A 14,005-nucleotide genomic window follows, 5' to 3' on the forward strand; every position below is an offset into this window, starting at 1 on the left:
AGCCATGTCTGCTGCATCCGATGGCAAGTCGCGCGGCTACTTCGAGAGCTTCGGCAAAAGCGCCGAGGCCGAGTACATGCCGGAAACCGCTGGCGCGTCCCTGCAGGACTCGCCACGCTGGTCGCGGATCACCGTGTGGCTGGCGGCGGCGCTGCTGATCAGTGCGCTGGTATGGGCCAAGTTCGCCGTGCTCCAGGAGGTGACCATGGGCGAAGGCAAGGCGATTCCGTCGAGCAAGGTCCAGGTGATCCAGAACCTCGAGGGCGGGATCGTCACCGAGATCTTCGTCCGTGAAGGGCAAATGGTGAACAAGGGCGATACCCTGCTGCGCCTGGATGACACGCGATTCCTGTCGAACAAGGGCGAGAGCGAGGCCGATCGCTACGCCTTGACCGCGCAGGTCGAACGCCTGTCCGCCGAAGCCGAGGGACGGCCGTTCAAGCTCTCCGAAGAAGTCATCAGCAAGGCGCCGCAAGTGGCCGAGGATGAACGCGCGCTGTACGAACAACGCCAGCGTCGTCTGGCCAGCGAGCAGCGCACCCTCAGCGAACAACTGCGGCAGAAGACCCAGGAGCTGGCGGAGTTCCGCTCCAAGCAAGGCCAGTTCAGTTCCAGCCTGGCGCTGCTGCAGCAAGAGATGAACATGTCCGAACCGTTGATCAAGACCGGCGCGGTATCGCCGGTGGAGATCCTGCGGCTCAAGCGCAGTGCGGTGGAAATTCGTGGCTCGCTGAATGCCACCACCCTGGCGATTCCTCGCGCCGAATCGGCGATCAACGAGATCAAGAGCAAGATCGACGAATCGGAGCAGACCTTCCGCTCCGAAGCCGCCAAGGAATTGAATGAGAAACGCACCGACCTGTCGAAAATCACCGCCTCGAGCATCGCCATCGACGACCGCGTCAGCCGCACCACGGTGACGTCGCCGGTGCACGGGGTGATCAAGCAATTGAAGGTCAACACCATCGGCGGCGTGGTGCAGCCCGGCAGCGACATGGTCGAAATCGTGCCGCTGGAAGACAACCTGTTGATCGAAGCCAAAGTGCGCCCGCAGGACGTGGCGTTCCTGCATCCGGGGCAGAAGGCGATGGTCAAGTTCAGTGCTTACGACTACACGATCTACGGCGGGCTGAGTGCCAAGCTTGAGTTGATCGGCGCGGACACGATTACCGATGACAAGGGCAACAGCTTCTACCTGATTCAGGTGCGCACCGACAAAAACCACCTCGGTGGGGACGTGAAGCCGCTGCTGATCATTCCCGGGATGGTCGCTACGGTGGACATCATCACCGGCGAGAAAAGCGTGCTGGATTACCTGCTCAAACCGGTGCTCAAGGCCCGGACCGAGGCGATGCGCGAGCGGTAGTGATGATCCGGACTTTGCGGTGAATGATCTGGCCCCTTCGCGGGCAAGCCCGCTCCCACAATGTACCTGTCGAACACAAAACCTGAGTACGACGCCATACCTGTGGGAGCGGGCTTGCCCGCGATGGAGGCCAGTGACAACACCGCTTACTTTCCAGAATGATTGCGCTGGTAGACCTCCGCCCCCATCGCCGCAATCTGCCCTTCGATCAGCGCCTCGAACGGCGTGAGCAACGGCTCAAACGTCGTCGGCGCTTCGAGAGTTTCCAGCGCCTGCACAATCGCCTCGATGGTCGACAACGCCCCCGGCCCCGGTGCCTTGCGCAGCCGATAGCGGGAAACCCCGCCCTGCGCCAGCGTCACCCGGGGCAACGCCGCCAGCAGCGGATTGAGGTGCAGCATCTTGCGCGCCTTGCGCCACGTGCCGTCCGGCACCACCAGCAACAACGGTTCATCGGATTCGCGGTAAGCCTGCATCGGCTGCGCATCGTCCGCCGGAAACAACAACCGCGCGCGATACCCCGGCCGGTTCAACAGCGCAGGCAGATTCTCGAACACTTCGCCGACGATCAGTTCGGCATTGTTCAAACCGAGCGCTGCCAGCCGTGCGGTGTTGAGCGCGTGATTGACCTCGCTCGAGTGCTGCAACAGCAGCACTCGGGTGCGGCTGTCGAGACTCGGGATCAGCGCGCACAGGCAGTGGGTGTGGGGGCGCAGGCAGCGCGGGCATTGGGGTCTGGACATTTTCTTATGCCTGATTGAGCTGGGCCTTGAGCAGGTCTCGGAAAGTCTGGATCAACGGTTCGCGGCTGCGGCCACGGCGCATGATCATCGAAAACGGCGCCTGGTAACCGAAGGTCGCCGGCAGCAGCACGCGCAAATCGCCCTTGTCGGCCCAGGCCTGGGCATAGTGCTCGGGCAGGTAACCGATGTAGGCGCCGGACAGCACCAGAATCAGCTGCGCCTCCATGCTTTCCACGGTCGCCGCGCTGTGCTTGAAACCGTGGCGGGCGAGTTCCGCCTGGCTCCAGTAGCCGCGGCCGACCATGCGCTGCTGGGTGATGACCTGCTCGGGAATCCGCCGTTCGTTGAACAACGGGTGGCGGCTGCTGCAATACAACCAGTGCTGCTCGCGGTACAGCGGCATGTACACCAGCCCGCTCATGCGCGTGGAAAACGCGCCGATGGCGAGGTCGAGGCGATTGTCCTGCACGCCGAGCTGCAACTCGTACGGGCTCATCACCGACAGGTGCAGATGCACCGCCGGGTGTTCCTGGCTGTAGGCGCCGATGGCCTCGGCGAACGGCAGGGCCTTGTCGCTGACCGTCGAATCGATCACCCCGAGGTTGAGCGTGCCACGCAGTTCGCCCTTGAGCGCGGCGGCGTATTGCTCGAAGCCTTCGAGTTCGGCGAGCAGGCGCAGGGTTTCCTGGTGGAACAGCTCGCCCTTGCTGGTCAGGCTGAACCCGCCCCGGCCGCGATGGCACAGCACCAGGCCGAGCGCAGCCTCGAGCTGGCTCATGTAGGTGCTGATCGCCGAGGTCGACAGGTTGAGTTCCTGCTGCGCATTGGCAAAACCCTGATGACGCACCACGCTGACGAAGATGCGCAACAGTTTCAGGTCGGGTAAAGCGTTGGCCATGTCCACTCCATCACAAGAACACTCGGTGCGTCTGAGACATACGCCTCCGTGTGGGAGCGGGTTTGCTCGCGAAGACGTCGTATCAGTTGCTTTCCAAGTTGCTGACGCAGCGCGTTCGCGGGCAAGCCCGCTCTCACAGAGGCGTCATGTTCACCCCGGTGCACAGTGCGGAGTCTATCTCCAGCGCCTGCATTAGTTTAGAAAATTCTGAACTAAGTTTTTGTCCGTAGCGATTCTTCCGCTGCACTACATTTCGCAGAATCGGCCCACAGCGGTGCCCGTGACCTTGCGAATGCGGCGCGCCGACATAAATAAAACAAAGACGATGAGGCCCTACCCGTGGACAAGATTCTTCACCAACCACTGGGCGGCAACGAAATGCCGCGCTTCGGCGGCATCGCCACCATGCTCCGACTCCCCCATGTACCGACGGCTGCCGGTCTGGACGCTGCCTTCGTCGGCGTGCCACTGGACATCGGCACCTCGCTGCGCCCCGGCACCCGCTTCGGGCCACGCGACATCCGCACAGAATCGGTGATGATCCGCCCCTACAACATGGCGACCGGCGCTGCGCCGTTCGACTCGCTGTCGGTCGCCGACATCGGTGATGTGGCGATCAACACCTTCAACCTGCTCGACGCCGTGCGCATCATCGAAGAAGCCTACGACAACATCCTCGAGCACAACGTGATCCCGATGACCCTGGGTGGCGACCACACAATCACCCTGCCCATCCTGCGTGCCATCCATAAAAAGCACGGCAAGGTCGGTCTGGTGCACATCGACGCTCACGCTGACGTCAACGATCACATGTTCGGCGAGAAGATCGCCCACGGTACGACCTTCCGTCGCGCCGTCGAAGAAGGCCTGCTGGACTGCGACCGCGTGGTGCAGATCGGTCTGCGTGCGCAGGGCTACACCGCTGACGACTTCAACTGGAGCCGCGATCAGGGCTTCCGCGTGGTGCAGGCCGAAGAGTGCTGGCACAAGTCGCTGGCGCCGCTGATGGCCGAAGTGCGCGAGAAAGTCGGCGGCGGCCCGGTGTACCTGAGCTTCGACATCGACGGTATCGACCCGGCCTGGGCGCCAGGCACCGGCACCCCGGAAATCGGTGGTCTGACGACCATTCAGGCGATTGAAATCGTTCGCGGCTGCCAGGGCCTCGACCTGATCGGCTGCGATCTGGTAGAAGTCTCGCCGGCTTATGACACCACCGGCAACACCTCGCTGCTGGCCGCCAACCTGCTGTACGAAATGCTCTGCGTACTGCCTGGCGTGGTCCACCGCTGAGGGTTCGGCCATGAACGAACGTGATCAGGTCTTGCAAGCGGCTGCCGCGCTGGTGGCCGCCTTCGCCCGTAATGATCGCGAGGCTTACTTCGGCGCGTTCAGCGCCGATGCCAGCTTCGTGTTCTACACCCTCGAACAGCCGCTGCTGTCGCGCGATGCCTATCAGGCGTTGTGGGACAGATGGCGCGCCGAGGATGGCTTCGAAGTGCTGTCGTGCACTTCGAGCAACGCCTTCGTCAGCCTGCAGGGTGACGTGGCGATTTTCATCCATGACGTGGCCACCGAGCTGCGCATGCAAGGGGAGCAACACTTCAGCCAGGAGCGCGAGACGATTGTTTTCCGAAAACAAGCGTCGAGCCTAGCACAACAAGGCCATTGGCTGGCCTGCCACGAACATTTGTCCGCAATGCCGGAAGGGCTGCCACCCCCTTAGCCAAAACAGGTGACGCTCACGCACGATGAGCGCGCCTTTATGATCGGAGCAGATCATGAATAACAACAACAACGACCAAAGCCTTACGCAGATTGAAACCCACGGGGTCGAACAGATCCCGGACCACGAACGCACCGCAGGCCCGACGGACTTGTTCCGGATGATCTTCGGCGGTTCGAATACCTTTGCCACCGCCGTGCTCGGCAGTTTCCCGGTGCTGTTCGGCCTGTCCTTCCAGGCCGGCGTCTGGGCGATTGTGCTGGGCGTGCTGCTCGGCTCGCTGATCCTCGCACCGATGGGCCTGTTCGGCCCGCTCAACGGCACCAATAATGCCGTGTCGTCCGGTGCGCACTTCGGCGTGCACGGGCGAATCGTCGGTTCGTTCCTGTCGCTGTTGACCGCCATTGCCTTCTTCTCGCTCTCGGTGTGGAGTTCGGGGGATGCGCTGATCGGCGGGGCCAAGCGCCTGGTCGGTCTGCCGGAAACCGATCTGACCCTGGGCCTGGCCTACGGTCTGTTTGCGATCCTGGTGCTGACCGTGTGCATCTACGGCTTCCGCTTCCTGCTGTGGGTCAACAAGATCGCCGTATGGAGCGCCAGCCTGTTGTTCCTGCTGGGCATCTTCGCCTTCGCCGGTCCGTTCGACGTCAACTACGCGGGCACGGTGAACTTCGGTCAACCGGGCTTCTGGGCGGCGTTCATCGGCGCGGCGCTGGTATCGATGAGCAACCCGATTTCCTTCGGCGCGTTCCTCGGCGACTGGTCTCGCTACATCCCGCGTAACACTTCCAAACAGCGAATCATGGCCGCCGTGGTGCTGTCGCAGATCGCCACGTTCATCCCGTTCCTGTTCGGCCTGAGCACCGCGACCATCGTGGCGATCAAGGCACCGGACTACATCGCGGCGAACAACTATGTGGGCGGCCTGCTGGCGGTATCGCCGAGCTGGTTCTTCCTGCCGGTGTGCCTGATTGCGGTGATCGGCGGTATGTCCACCGGCACCACCTCGCTGTATGGCACCGGGCTGGACATGTCCAGCGTGTTCCCCCGGGTGCTGTCGCGGGTCAAGGCGACCTTGCTGATCGGCGTACTGTCGATTGCCTTCATCTTCATCGGACGCTTCGCGGCGAACCTGGTGCAGAGCGTGTCGACCTTCGCCGTGCTGATCATCACCTGCACCACCCCGTGGATGGTCATCATGATCATCGGCCTGCTGGTGCGTCGCGGCTTCTATTGCCCGGACGACCTGCAAGTGTTCACCCGTGGCGAACAGGGCGGGCGCTACTGGTTCAACCACGGCTGGAACTGGCGTGGCCTGGGCGCGTGGATTCCGAGCGCGGCGGTCGGCCTGTGCTTCGTCAACCTGCCGGGGCAGTTTGTCGGGCCGCTGGGTGAGCTGGCCGGCGGTATCGACATCAGCCTGCTGGTGACCCTCGGCCTGGCGTCGCTGGTGTACCTGATGCTGCTCAGCCTGTTCCCGGAACCGCGCGAAGTGTTCGGGCCCACGGATGTTCGTAGCCAAGCCGTGGAAAAACCTCAACTGCGCCAAGCCGCCTGATTAAACACAAAACCCTGTGGGAGCGAGCTTGCTCGCGAAGACTTCAGCACATTCAACATTGAAGTGACTGACAGACCGCCTTCGCGAGCAAGCTCGCTCCCACAGGGAACAGAATTCCGCCTCACATAAAAAAGACAATCGGAGACACGCCATCATGGCTTTGGATTTATTCGTCGTCCTCATCTACGCGGCCGGCATGCTCTTGCTCGGCTATTTCGGCATGCGCAAGGCCAAGACCAACGAAGATTTTCTGGTGGCCGGGCGTAACCTCGGTCCAAGCCTGTACATGGGCACCATGGCCGCGACCGTACTCGGTGGCGCGTCCACCGTCGGCACCGTGCGCCTGGGTTACGTGCATGGCATCTCGGGTTTCTGGCTGTGTGCGGCCCTGGGCTGCGGCATCGTCGCGCTGAACCTGTTCCTCGCCAAACCGCTGCTGAAGCTGAAGATCTACACCGTTACCCAGGTCCTGGAAAAACGCTACAACCCGATGGCCCGCTCGGCGAGCGCGGCGATCATGCTGGCCTACGCGCTGATGATCGGCGTGACCTCGATCCTCGCCATCGGCACCGTGCTGCAAGTGCTGTTCGGCCTGCCGTTCTGGATCTCGGTGCTGCTGGGTGGCGGCGTGGTGGTGGTCTACTCGGCCATCGGCGGCATGTGGTCGCTGACCCTGACCGACATCGTCCAGTTCATCATCAAGACCGTCGGCCTGATGTTCATCCTGCTGCCGATCTGTCTGTACCGCGTCGGCGGCTGGGACGAACTGGTGCTGAAACTGCCTGCTACTGCATTCAATTTCACCACCATCGGCTGGGACACGATCATCACCTACTTCATGATCTACTTCTTCGGCATCCTGATCGGTCAGGACATCTGGCAACGGGTGTTCACCGTCAAGAATGAAAAAGTCGCTCAATATGCGGGCAGCTTCGCCGGGATCTACTGCATTCTCTACGGTCTGGCCTGTGCGCTGATCGGCATGGCCGCACACGTGCTGATTCCGGACCTGGACAACGTCAACAACGCCTTCGCCGCTATCGTCAAACTGTCGCTGCCCGATGGTATCCGTGGCCTGGTGATCGCTGCCGCGCTGGCCGCGATGATGTCCACCGCCAGTGCCGGCCTGCTCGCCGCGGCCACCACCCTGACCGAAGACCTGCTGCCGAAGCTGCGCGGCGGCAAACAGTCGAGCCTGGGCATCAACCGTCTGTTCACCCTGCTGACCGGCGTCGTGGTGCTGGGCATCGCGCTGGTGGTCAACGACGTGATCAGCGCCCTGACGCTGGCCTACAACCTGCTGGTGGGCGGCATGCTGATCCCGCTGATCGGGGCGATCTTCTGGAAACGCGCCACCACCGCCGGCGCCATCGCCAGCATGGGCCTGGGCTTCGCCACGGCGCTGCTGTTCATGGTCAAGGACGGTCTGGACGCCAACACGCCGATCTACTACAGCCTGGCCGTGGGCCTGGTGAGCTTCGTGGTGGTCAGCCTGCTGTCCCGCCGTCCTGCCCCGGTGACCAGCGCGATCTAAGCTCTGCATAACGACTTGCTGCTTTCTTCGACGGGTGTGGCGTCGGTTGCCACACCCGTTTTTTTCGTCTGGAGAAAAGTGCCGATGAAGATTGTTTCCCGCGATCAATGGTTCGACGTGCAAACCCTGAGTGACGGCATCCGCCTGATCCACGAGCCCTACATCCGCCCGTTCTATCGCTGCAACCTGTGGCACGTGCAGGGCCGCGACAAGGATCTGCTGCTCGACAGCGGTTCCGGCCTGGTCAGCCTGCGCGAGCAGTTGCCGTGGCTGACGGAAAAACCGCTGGTGGCGGTGGCCAGTCATTGCCACTTCGACCATATCGCCGGCCACCATGAGTTTGCCGAACGCCTGGTCCACCGGGCCGAAGCGGACATTCTCGCGGCGCCGGACGGCGAGAATGACTTGAGTCGCGCGTTCGTCGGCGATGACATGTTCGAAGCGCACCCGGACTGCCCGCTGTGCTATGCCGAATATCGGGTCAAGGCGGCGCCAGCCACCGGGTTTGTCGAGGACGGCGATGTGCTGGATCTGGGCAATCGCACCCTGCAGGTGCTGCACACACCGGGGCACTCGCCGGGCGGGATCAGCCTGTACGAGGCCGCCAGCCAGACCCTGTTCAGCGGCGACATCATCTATGACGGGCCGCTGATCGAAGACGCCTACCATTCCAACCTGGACGATTACGCCGCCAGTCTGCGGCGCCTGCAGGCGTTGCCGGTACGCACGGTGCATGGCGGGCACTTCGGCAGTTTTTCCGGCGGGCAGCTGCGTTCGATGATTGACGAATGGCTGCGCCGACACGCTTGAGGCCTGCTGTAATCAGTCAACACCACAATGAAATATCTGCCATGAGAAGAGCTGCCGTGCGGGCCGCCGTGCACCGGTTCATCAAGCGCCTGCTGGAAAACCGCGAATTCGATGACCGCACCAGCCTGGCGCAGTTGGGGCTGGAGAAAGCCGATATCGAGGATCTGATCTTCCACCTGGAAGATGAATTCGGCCTGACGGCGTTCACTGCCGAAGAGGATCACATGCTCAAGACCGCCAGGACGGCGAATGATTTGAGCCGGTTTCTGCTGGAGATCGGGCGGCATTGAGGGCGGTGCGATTCGCCGCGATCGCCTCGGCTCAAAAGCAAAAAATCGCAGCCTCCGGCAGCACCTGCATGTTCTTTGCAGGCGCTGCCGGAGGCTGCGATCTGTTGATCTTTATTTGAGCACTACCGCCGGCGAGGCTGACGTCGACGCTGTTCGTCGTCCGTGCGAATCGGTACCGGTTGCAGAGGCGGCTCGATCAAGCCGAGGGCAACACCCAAATCGTGCAGCCAGTTTTGAATTTTCTCTTTCATCGTCATGCCCCCTTCAGGGTAGTGCTGAGCGGCCGGAATTCTGAGGTCGCTTCGCACTGATAATAGTCCGAAGTCCTACGCAATGCTCGGCGAAATCCGCAATGATCTGTTACTGAATTGATCCAAATCCCTGACCGTTCGTTCAAGCTGTTTCCCGGCTTTCGTTCGGGGCCACGGGATAGAGCGCTTGCTGCTGTTCGATCCAGGCGTTGAGGTTGGCGCCGACCATGCCCCGTCGCCACATCAGCCAGGTGGTGGCACTGGCAAAAGGCTCGGCCAACGGGTGCACCGCCACGCTTTCGCGCCCCGGCAGGCTGGCCAGCATCGACGCCGACATCAGCGCCACCCCGCTGCCGGCGATCACGCAGGCGAGCATGCCCTGGTAGGACTCGATCTCCATCGCCCGTCCCATGGCCGCCTGATAGTGGGCGAACCACGCCTCGAGCCGCGCCCGATACGCGCAGCCATGGCGAAAGGTGAACACCGCACGGCCCTCGACGTCCCTGGCACTGCGCACCGGCGGATGATCCGGCTCGGTGATCAGCACCAGGCGCTCGTCGCACAGCGGCACGCCGTCGATGCCGGCCAACTGCGGCGGACCGTCGACCAGCGCGGCGTCCAGGCGGCCGGTGAGCAGGCCTTCGAGCAGTTCGCCACTGGGCCCCGCCTGCACCTGCAGGTTCACCGCCGGATAACGCTTGTGATAGCGCGCCAGCAACGCCGGCAAATGGATTGCCGCCGTGCTGTACAGCGTGCCCAGGACAAAATCCCCCGCCGGTTGCCCGCCCATCACGGCCGCACTGGCCTGATCGCGCAGGGCGAACAGCTTGCCGGTGTAATCCAGCAGGACTTTTCCCGCAGGCGACAATTGCAAACGCTGACGCTCACGGACGAACAATTCGACACCGAGTTGCTCTTCCAGCTGTTTGAGCCGGGTCGACAGGTTCGATGGCACGCGGTGCAGGCGTTCGGCGGCGCGGGTGATCGAGCCCTCCTGCGCCACGGCCTGGAAAATCCGCAGTTGGCTGAACTCCACAACCTTTCTCCCGAACAGAACAAGTTACTCACTATTATTCAATTTTAAAGAAAGTCAATCAGTCCTAGCCTGACGGTCATCGAACCTTGAACGGAATTCAGACCATGTCACCGCTGATACGCTTATCCGCCTGCTTCATTGCCTTGATGATGGCCATGGGCATCGGACGTTTCGCCCTTACGCCACAACTGCCGCACCTGCTCAGCGAGGGGCAGATCGACCTGACTGCCGCCGGTCTGATCGCCGCGGCGAACTACCTCGGCTACCTGCTCGGTGCGGTCGACGCGATGTTCTCCCGCCGCCCCGGGCAAGTGCAGCGACGCCTGCACGGTGGCCTGTGGCTGTGTGTGCTGCTGACCCTGGCGTCGTTCTGGGCCAACGGTTTCTGGGCGCATCTGCTGCTGCGTTTCGGCACCGGGGTGGCGAGCGCCTGGGTGCTGGTGATGATCACCGCGCTGAGCCAGCCGTTGGCTGCGGCGGCGGGCCGTCCACGCTTGGGCGCGCTGGTGTTTGCCGGGCCGGGGCTGGGGATTTTTCTGACCGGGTTGCTGGCGCTGTTCTCACACCTGCTGCAACAGACGTCCGCGACCTTGTGGCTGATCTATGCCGCCGTGGCGCTGGTGATGTTGCTGGCGATCGTGCGCATCCTGCCGCAGCCGGGCGTCGGCGTGCCGGCCGCGGCGGTCAGCGCTGACGCGGCGCATCGTGGCATCCCGCGGCTGGCGCTGGTCTACGCGCTGTATGGCGTCGGGTACATCATCCCGGCGACGTTCCTCTCGCAAATGGCCAACGCACAGTTCCACGGGCAGTGGCAGGCGGATCTGTTCTGGCCATGCTTCGGTCTCGGCGCTGCCCTCGGCGTGCTGCTGGTGAGCCTGCGTCGGCATGATCCGCGCAGCACGCGGCACTGGTTGATGGCGACCTTGTGGCTGCAGGCCGCCGGGGTGTTCGCCTGCCTGTTGGGCAGCGGCCTCGGCCTGGCCCTGGGCGTAATCCTGTGCGGCACGCCGTTCCTCGCCTGCATGCAACTGGTGATGCAACGCTCGCGGGAGCTGGCGCCTCACGCCACCCAGCGCAACGCCGGCCTGCTGACTGCGTGTTTTGCCGTCGGCCAGCTCAGCGGGCCGTTGCTGGCGGCGCTGAGCAGCCATTTCAGCGGCGGCCTGCACCCGGCCCTGATGATCGCCGGCAGCGGCCTGCTGGTTGCCGGCGGGCTGGCGTGGAAGCCGCTCATGCCTGACCGAGCGCCTTGCGCAAACGTCGACGCACCCACTGTTCCGCGCTGACAAAGGTAATGCCGAGCAATACCAGCACGGCACCGATGATGAAGTTCAGGCTCAGCGCTTCACCGAGCAGCACCACACCGAACGTGACGCCGAACAACGGCGTCATGAACGAGAACACCGCGAGGTTGGCCGCCAGGTAACGGCGCAACAGCCAGAACCAGGTCAGGTAACTGAAGAACGACACCACCAGGCCCTGGAACAGCACGCTGGCCACGGCCACGGTGGTCAGGCTGACATGGCCGATCTGGCCGCTGAACAGCGCGATCAGCAGCAAGCCGACGAAACCGACCATCAACTGATAGAACAGGGTCAGGGTCACCGGCGCCTCCGACAACCGCGAGGCACGCACCACCACGGTGGTCGCACCCCAACTGGCGCCGGCCAGCACGCCAAGGGCATCGCCCAGCAGCATGCGGCGGTCGAGGTTGTCCCAGGACACGCCGCCGGCGAACGCAATGGCGATCCCGACGAAAGCGAGGAAAATCCCCAGCCATTGCACCGGACGCAGACGCTCGCTCGGCAGCAGAAAATGCACGCCCAGCGCCGTGAAGATCGGCGCGGTATAGAGAAACACCGACATGTGCGCCGCGGTGGTCAGTTGCAGGCCTTCGCTGATGAACAGGAACTCCAGGCCGAACAGCGCACCGGCCAGCAGCCCGCCGCGCCAGGTGCTACCGACCTGATCCCAGCCGCCCTTCCAGCAGATGAGCAAGCCGACCAGCAGCGCGGAAATCCCCGAGCGCCCCGCCGCCTGCATCACCGGCGCAATGTCCGTCGCCGCCCATTTGATCAGCACCTGCTGCACGCCCCAGATCAGGCACAGGCCGATCATCACCTGCAAGGCAAAACGGTCGGCATTGCGCCGACTGAGACTCACCGCAACACCTCGAAAACACCCATCATGGCAGCCATCCAATGGTCAGGAAAAAAAGCCCCGGGGCGTGGTCCGGGGCGAGTTGTCAGGCCATCGATTATCAACCAGTCGGGCAGAAAAAGCCGCCCGGCAGAGACGTTTAAATCTCCGCCAGCGTCATCCGGCAGTGGCCAGCGCCATCGGGCGCAGCGCCTGCTCGCGGCGCGCCAGCATGAAAAACAGCAGCCCGCCGAGGAAGCAGCCGGTGAACCAGGCGAAGTTGGCCATCGGTTGCAACAGCGACGTGAACGTGATCGCCACACCCAGCAGAGTCGCCGGCACCAACGCCTTGACCGCCGTCCAGTTCACCCCGCCGCTGTAGTAGTAGCGACCGCTCGGGCCGTCGTTGAACAGCGCGTCGACATCGATCTGCTGTTTTTTGATCAGGTAGAAATCCACCAGCAGTATCCCGAACAGCGGGCCGATGAACGCCGCGAGCACATCGAGGGTGTAGTGGATCACTTCGGGGTTGTTGAACAGGTTCCACGGGGTGATGAAGATCGACGCCACGGCGGCAATCATCCCGCCGGCACGCCAGCTGATTTTGCTCGGCGCGACGTTGGCGAAATCGAACGCCGGCGAGACGAAGTTAGCGACGATGTTGATGCCGATGGTCGCGGTGACGAAGGCAAAGGCACCGAGCAGCACCGCCACGCTGTTGTCGATCCGCGCCACGGTGGCGATCGGGTCATGGAGCATTTCCCCGAACACCGGCAAAGTACCGGAGACGATCACCACCGTCACCAGGGAGAACGCCAGAAAATTTACCGGCAGACCCCAGAAATTGCCGCGACGCACGTCCTTCATGCTCCGGCAGTAACGACTGAAATCGCCGAAATTCAGGGTCGGCCCGGAAAAGTACGACACCACCAGCGCCATCGCGACGATCACCTGACCGAACGCTTCCCAGCCCGACAGCGACTTTTCCGCCAGGGTAAAACTGATATTGCTCCAGCCAGCCTGCCAGACGATCCAACCGGCCAGGAGGAACATCACCCCATAGACGACCGGTCCGGCCCAGTCGATGAAGCGTCGGATCGACTCCATGCCGGCCCAGAACACCAGCGCCTGCACCAGCCACAAAGCGAGGAAACCGAACCAGCCGAGGTAGGACAGACCGGCGAAGTGCGGTTCGGCATAAACCGCCATCGACGGGAAAAAACGCAGCACGACGATAATCAGCGCACTGGAGGCCAGGTAGGTCTGAATGCCGTACCAGGCCACCGCGATCAAGCCGCGAATCACCGCCGGAATATTCGCCCCGAACACCCCGAACGCCAGCCGGCAGATCACCGGATAGGGCACTGCCGCCTGCTGACTCGGTCTGGCCACCAGATTGGCAATCAATTGCACGATGCAGATCCCGCCGAGCAGCGCGATCAGCACCTGCCAACTGGCCAGGCCCAGGGCGAAGAGACTGGCGGCGAATACATAGCCGCCAACGCTGTGCACGTCGCTCATCCAGAAGGCGAAGATGTTGTACCAGTTCCATTTCTGCGGCAGCGGCCCGAGATCCTCGTTGTAGAGGCGGGGACTGTAGCCGTTGGGCACTTGCTCGGTCATTGCGGGCTCCTCGTCGGTACAGGCGCGGCCCCCG

The 14,005-nt window shown here is 62.9% G+C and carries 14 protein-coding genes; 8 read left to right on the plus strand and 6 right to left on the minus strand.

The features are described from left to right. The first annotated feature begins 4 nt into the window (after positions 1–4). Positions 5–1,366 carry an HlyD family type I secretion periplasmic adaptor subunit gene (locus QRN70_RS08150; protein WP_285416882.1) on the plus strand — a complete coding sequence of 454 codons (1,362 nt, stop codon included), beginning with the start codon at positions 5–7 and terminating at the stop codon, positions 1,364–1,366. A 146-nt stretch (positions 1,367–1,512) separates the two neighbouring features. Here the strand turns inward: QRN70_RS08150 and QRN70_RS08155 are convergent, their stop codons facing one another. Continuing rightward, positions 1,513–2,109, minus strand: coding sequence for a tRNA-uridine aminocarboxypropyltransferase (locus tag QRN70_RS08155; protein ID WP_285416883.1), 597 nt, complete (start codon positions 2,107–2,109; stop codon positions 1,513–1,515). Positions 2,110–2,113: 4 nt separating this feature from the next. Next, entirely contained in the window at positions 2,114–3,007 is an 894-nt protein-coding gene (locus tag QRN70_RS08160; protein ID WP_007956593.1) for a LysR family transcriptional regulator, read from the minus strand. Between the two features lie 339 nt (positions 3,008–3,346). Between QRN70_RS08160 and speB the strand changes: the two genes are divergently transcribed. The 6 genes from speB (at position 3,347) to QRN70_RS08190 (ending at position 8,922) form a co-directional block, all read left to right on the plus strand. Then, positions 3,347–4,297, plus strand: coding sequence for an agmatinase (gene speB / locus QRN70_RS08165; RefSeq protein WP_003222717.1), 951 nt, complete (start codon positions 3,347–3,349; stop codon positions 4,295–4,297). A 10-nt stretch (positions 4,298–4,307) separates the two neighbouring features. After that, complete coding sequence (locus tag QRN70_RS08170) at positions 4,308–4,730, plus strand: YybH family protein (protein WP_285416885.1); 423 nt, start codon at positions 4,308–4,310, stop codon at positions 4,728–4,730. A 55-nt stretch (positions 4,731–4,785) separates the two neighbouring features. Beyond that, positions 4,786–6,288 (plus strand): purine-cytosine permease family protein, encoded by a 1,503-nt coding sequence (locus QRN70_RS08175; RefSeq protein ID WP_285416886.1) that lies wholly within the window; start codon positions 4,786–4,788, stop codon positions 6,286–6,288. A gap of 154 nt (positions 6,289–6,442) precedes the next feature. Further along, a complete protein-coding gene (locus QRN70_RS08180; protein ID WP_285416887.1) occupies positions 6,443–7,822 on the plus strand; it encodes a sodium:solute symporter family protein in 1,380 nt (459 codons plus the stop codon). An 84-nt stretch (positions 7,823–7,906) separates the two neighbouring features. After that, positions 7,907–8,632, plus strand: a complete 726-nt coding sequence (locus QRN70_RS08185; RefSeq protein ID WP_285416902.1) for an MBL fold metallo-hydrolase — start codon at positions 7,907–7,909, stop codon at positions 8,630–8,632. Between the two features lie 41 nt (positions 8,633–8,673). Next, the gene (locus QRN70_RS08190; protein ID WP_285416904.1) at positions 8,674–8,922 is read left to right on the plus strand and encodes an acyl carrier protein; all 249 of its coding nucleotides are present in this window, start codon (positions 8,674–8,676) and stop codon (positions 8,920–8,922) included. Between the two features lie 122 nt (positions 8,923–9,044). Here the strand turns inward: QRN70_RS08190 and QRN70_RS08195 are convergent, their stop codons facing one another. Both QRN70_RS08195 and ptrR read right to left on the minus strand, forming a co-directional pair. Beyond that, positions 9,045–9,173, minus strand: coding sequence for a PA1414 family protein (locus QRN70_RS08195; protein ID WP_003184145.1), 129 nt, complete (start codon positions 9,171–9,173; stop codon positions 9,045–9,047). Between the two features lie 142 nt (positions 9,174–9,315). Next, positions 9,316–10,209, minus strand: a complete 894-nt coding sequence (gene ptrR, locus QRN70_RS08200; protein WP_285416906.1) for a putrescine utilization regulator PtrR — start codon at positions 10,207–10,209, stop codon at positions 9,316–9,318. 104 nt (positions 10,210–10,313) lie between these two features. On the opposite strand from ptrR, the gene QRN70_RS08205 reads away from it, so the two are divergent. Next, positions 10,314–11,495, plus strand: a complete 1,182-nt coding sequence (locus QRN70_RS08205; protein WP_285416908.1) for an MFS transporter — start codon at positions 10,314–10,316, stop codon at positions 11,493–11,495. Here the strand turns inward: QRN70_RS08205 and QRN70_RS08210 are convergent. Together QRN70_RS08210 and QRN70_RS08215 are read right to left on the minus strand one after the other, a co-directional pair. Then, a complete protein-coding gene (locus tag QRN70_RS08210; RefSeq protein WP_285416910.1) occupies positions 11,440–12,372 on the minus strand; it encodes a DMT family transporter in 933 nt (310 codons plus the stop codon). The genes QRN70_RS08205 and QRN70_RS08210 overlap by 56 nt on opposite strands. A 153-nt stretch (positions 12,373–12,525) precedes the next feature. Further along, positions 12,526–13,971, minus strand: coding sequence for an NCS1 family nucleobase:cation symporter-1 (locus QRN70_RS08215; RefSeq protein ID WP_285416912.1), 1,446 nt, complete (start codon positions 13,969–13,971; stop codon positions 12,526–12,528). Positions 13,972–14,005: the final 34 nt, after the last annotated feature.

The organism is Pseudomonas sp. efr-133-TYG-5 (assembly GCF_030209175.1).
In the GTDB taxonomy this organism is placed as follows: domain Bacteria; phylum Pseudomonadota; class Gammaproteobacteria; order Pseudomonadales; family Pseudomonadaceae; genus Aquipseudomonas.

Excerpts from the sequence above, each read along its gene's own strand:
- QRN70_RS08160 (WP_007956593.1), bottom strand. The coding sequence starts at position 3,007 with ATGGCCAACGCTTTACCCGACCTGAAACTGTTGCGCATCTTCGTCAGC.
- QRN70_RS08195 (WP_003184145.1), bottom strand. The coding sequence starts at position 9,173 with ATGAAAGAGAAAATTCAAAACTGGCTGCACGATTTGGGTGTTGCCCTC.
- QRN70_RS08190 (WP_285416904.1), top strand. The coding sequence starts at position 8,674 with ATGAGAAGAGCTGCCGTGCGGGCCGCCGTGCACCGGTTCATCAAGCGC.
- QRN70_RS08150 (WP_285416882.1), top strand. The coding sequence starts at position 5 with ATGTCTGCTGCATCCGATGGCAAGTCGCGCGGCTACTTCGAGAGCTTC.
- QRN70_RS08185 (WP_285416902.1), top strand. The coding sequence starts at position 7,907 with ATGAAGATTGTTTCCCGCGATCAATGGTTCGACGTGCAAACCCTGAGT.
- QRN70_RS08170 (WP_285416885.1), top strand. The coding sequence starts at position 4,308 with ATGAACGAACGTGATCAGGTCTTGCAAGCGGCTGCCGCGCTGGTGGCC.
- QRN70_RS08175 (WP_285416886.1), top strand. The coding sequence starts at position 4,786 with ATGAATAACAACAACAACGACCAAAGCCTTACGCAGATTGAAACCCAC.
- QRN70_RS08155 (WP_285416883.1), bottom strand. The coding sequence starts at position 2,109 with ATGTCCAGACCCCAATGCCCGCGCTGCCTGCGCCCCCACACCCACTGC.
- QRN70_RS08180 (WP_285416887.1), top strand. The coding sequence starts at position 6,443 with ATGGCTTTGGATTTATTCGTCGTCCTCATCTACGCGGCCGGCATGCTC.
- QRN70_RS08215 (WP_285416912.1), bottom strand. The coding sequence starts at position 13,971 with ATGACCGAGCAAGTGCCCAACGGCTACAGTCCCCGCCTCTACAACGAG.
- QRN70_RS08205 (WP_285416908.1), top strand. The coding sequence starts at position 10,314 with ATGTCACCGCTGATACGCTTATCCGCCTGCTTCATTGCCTTGATGATG.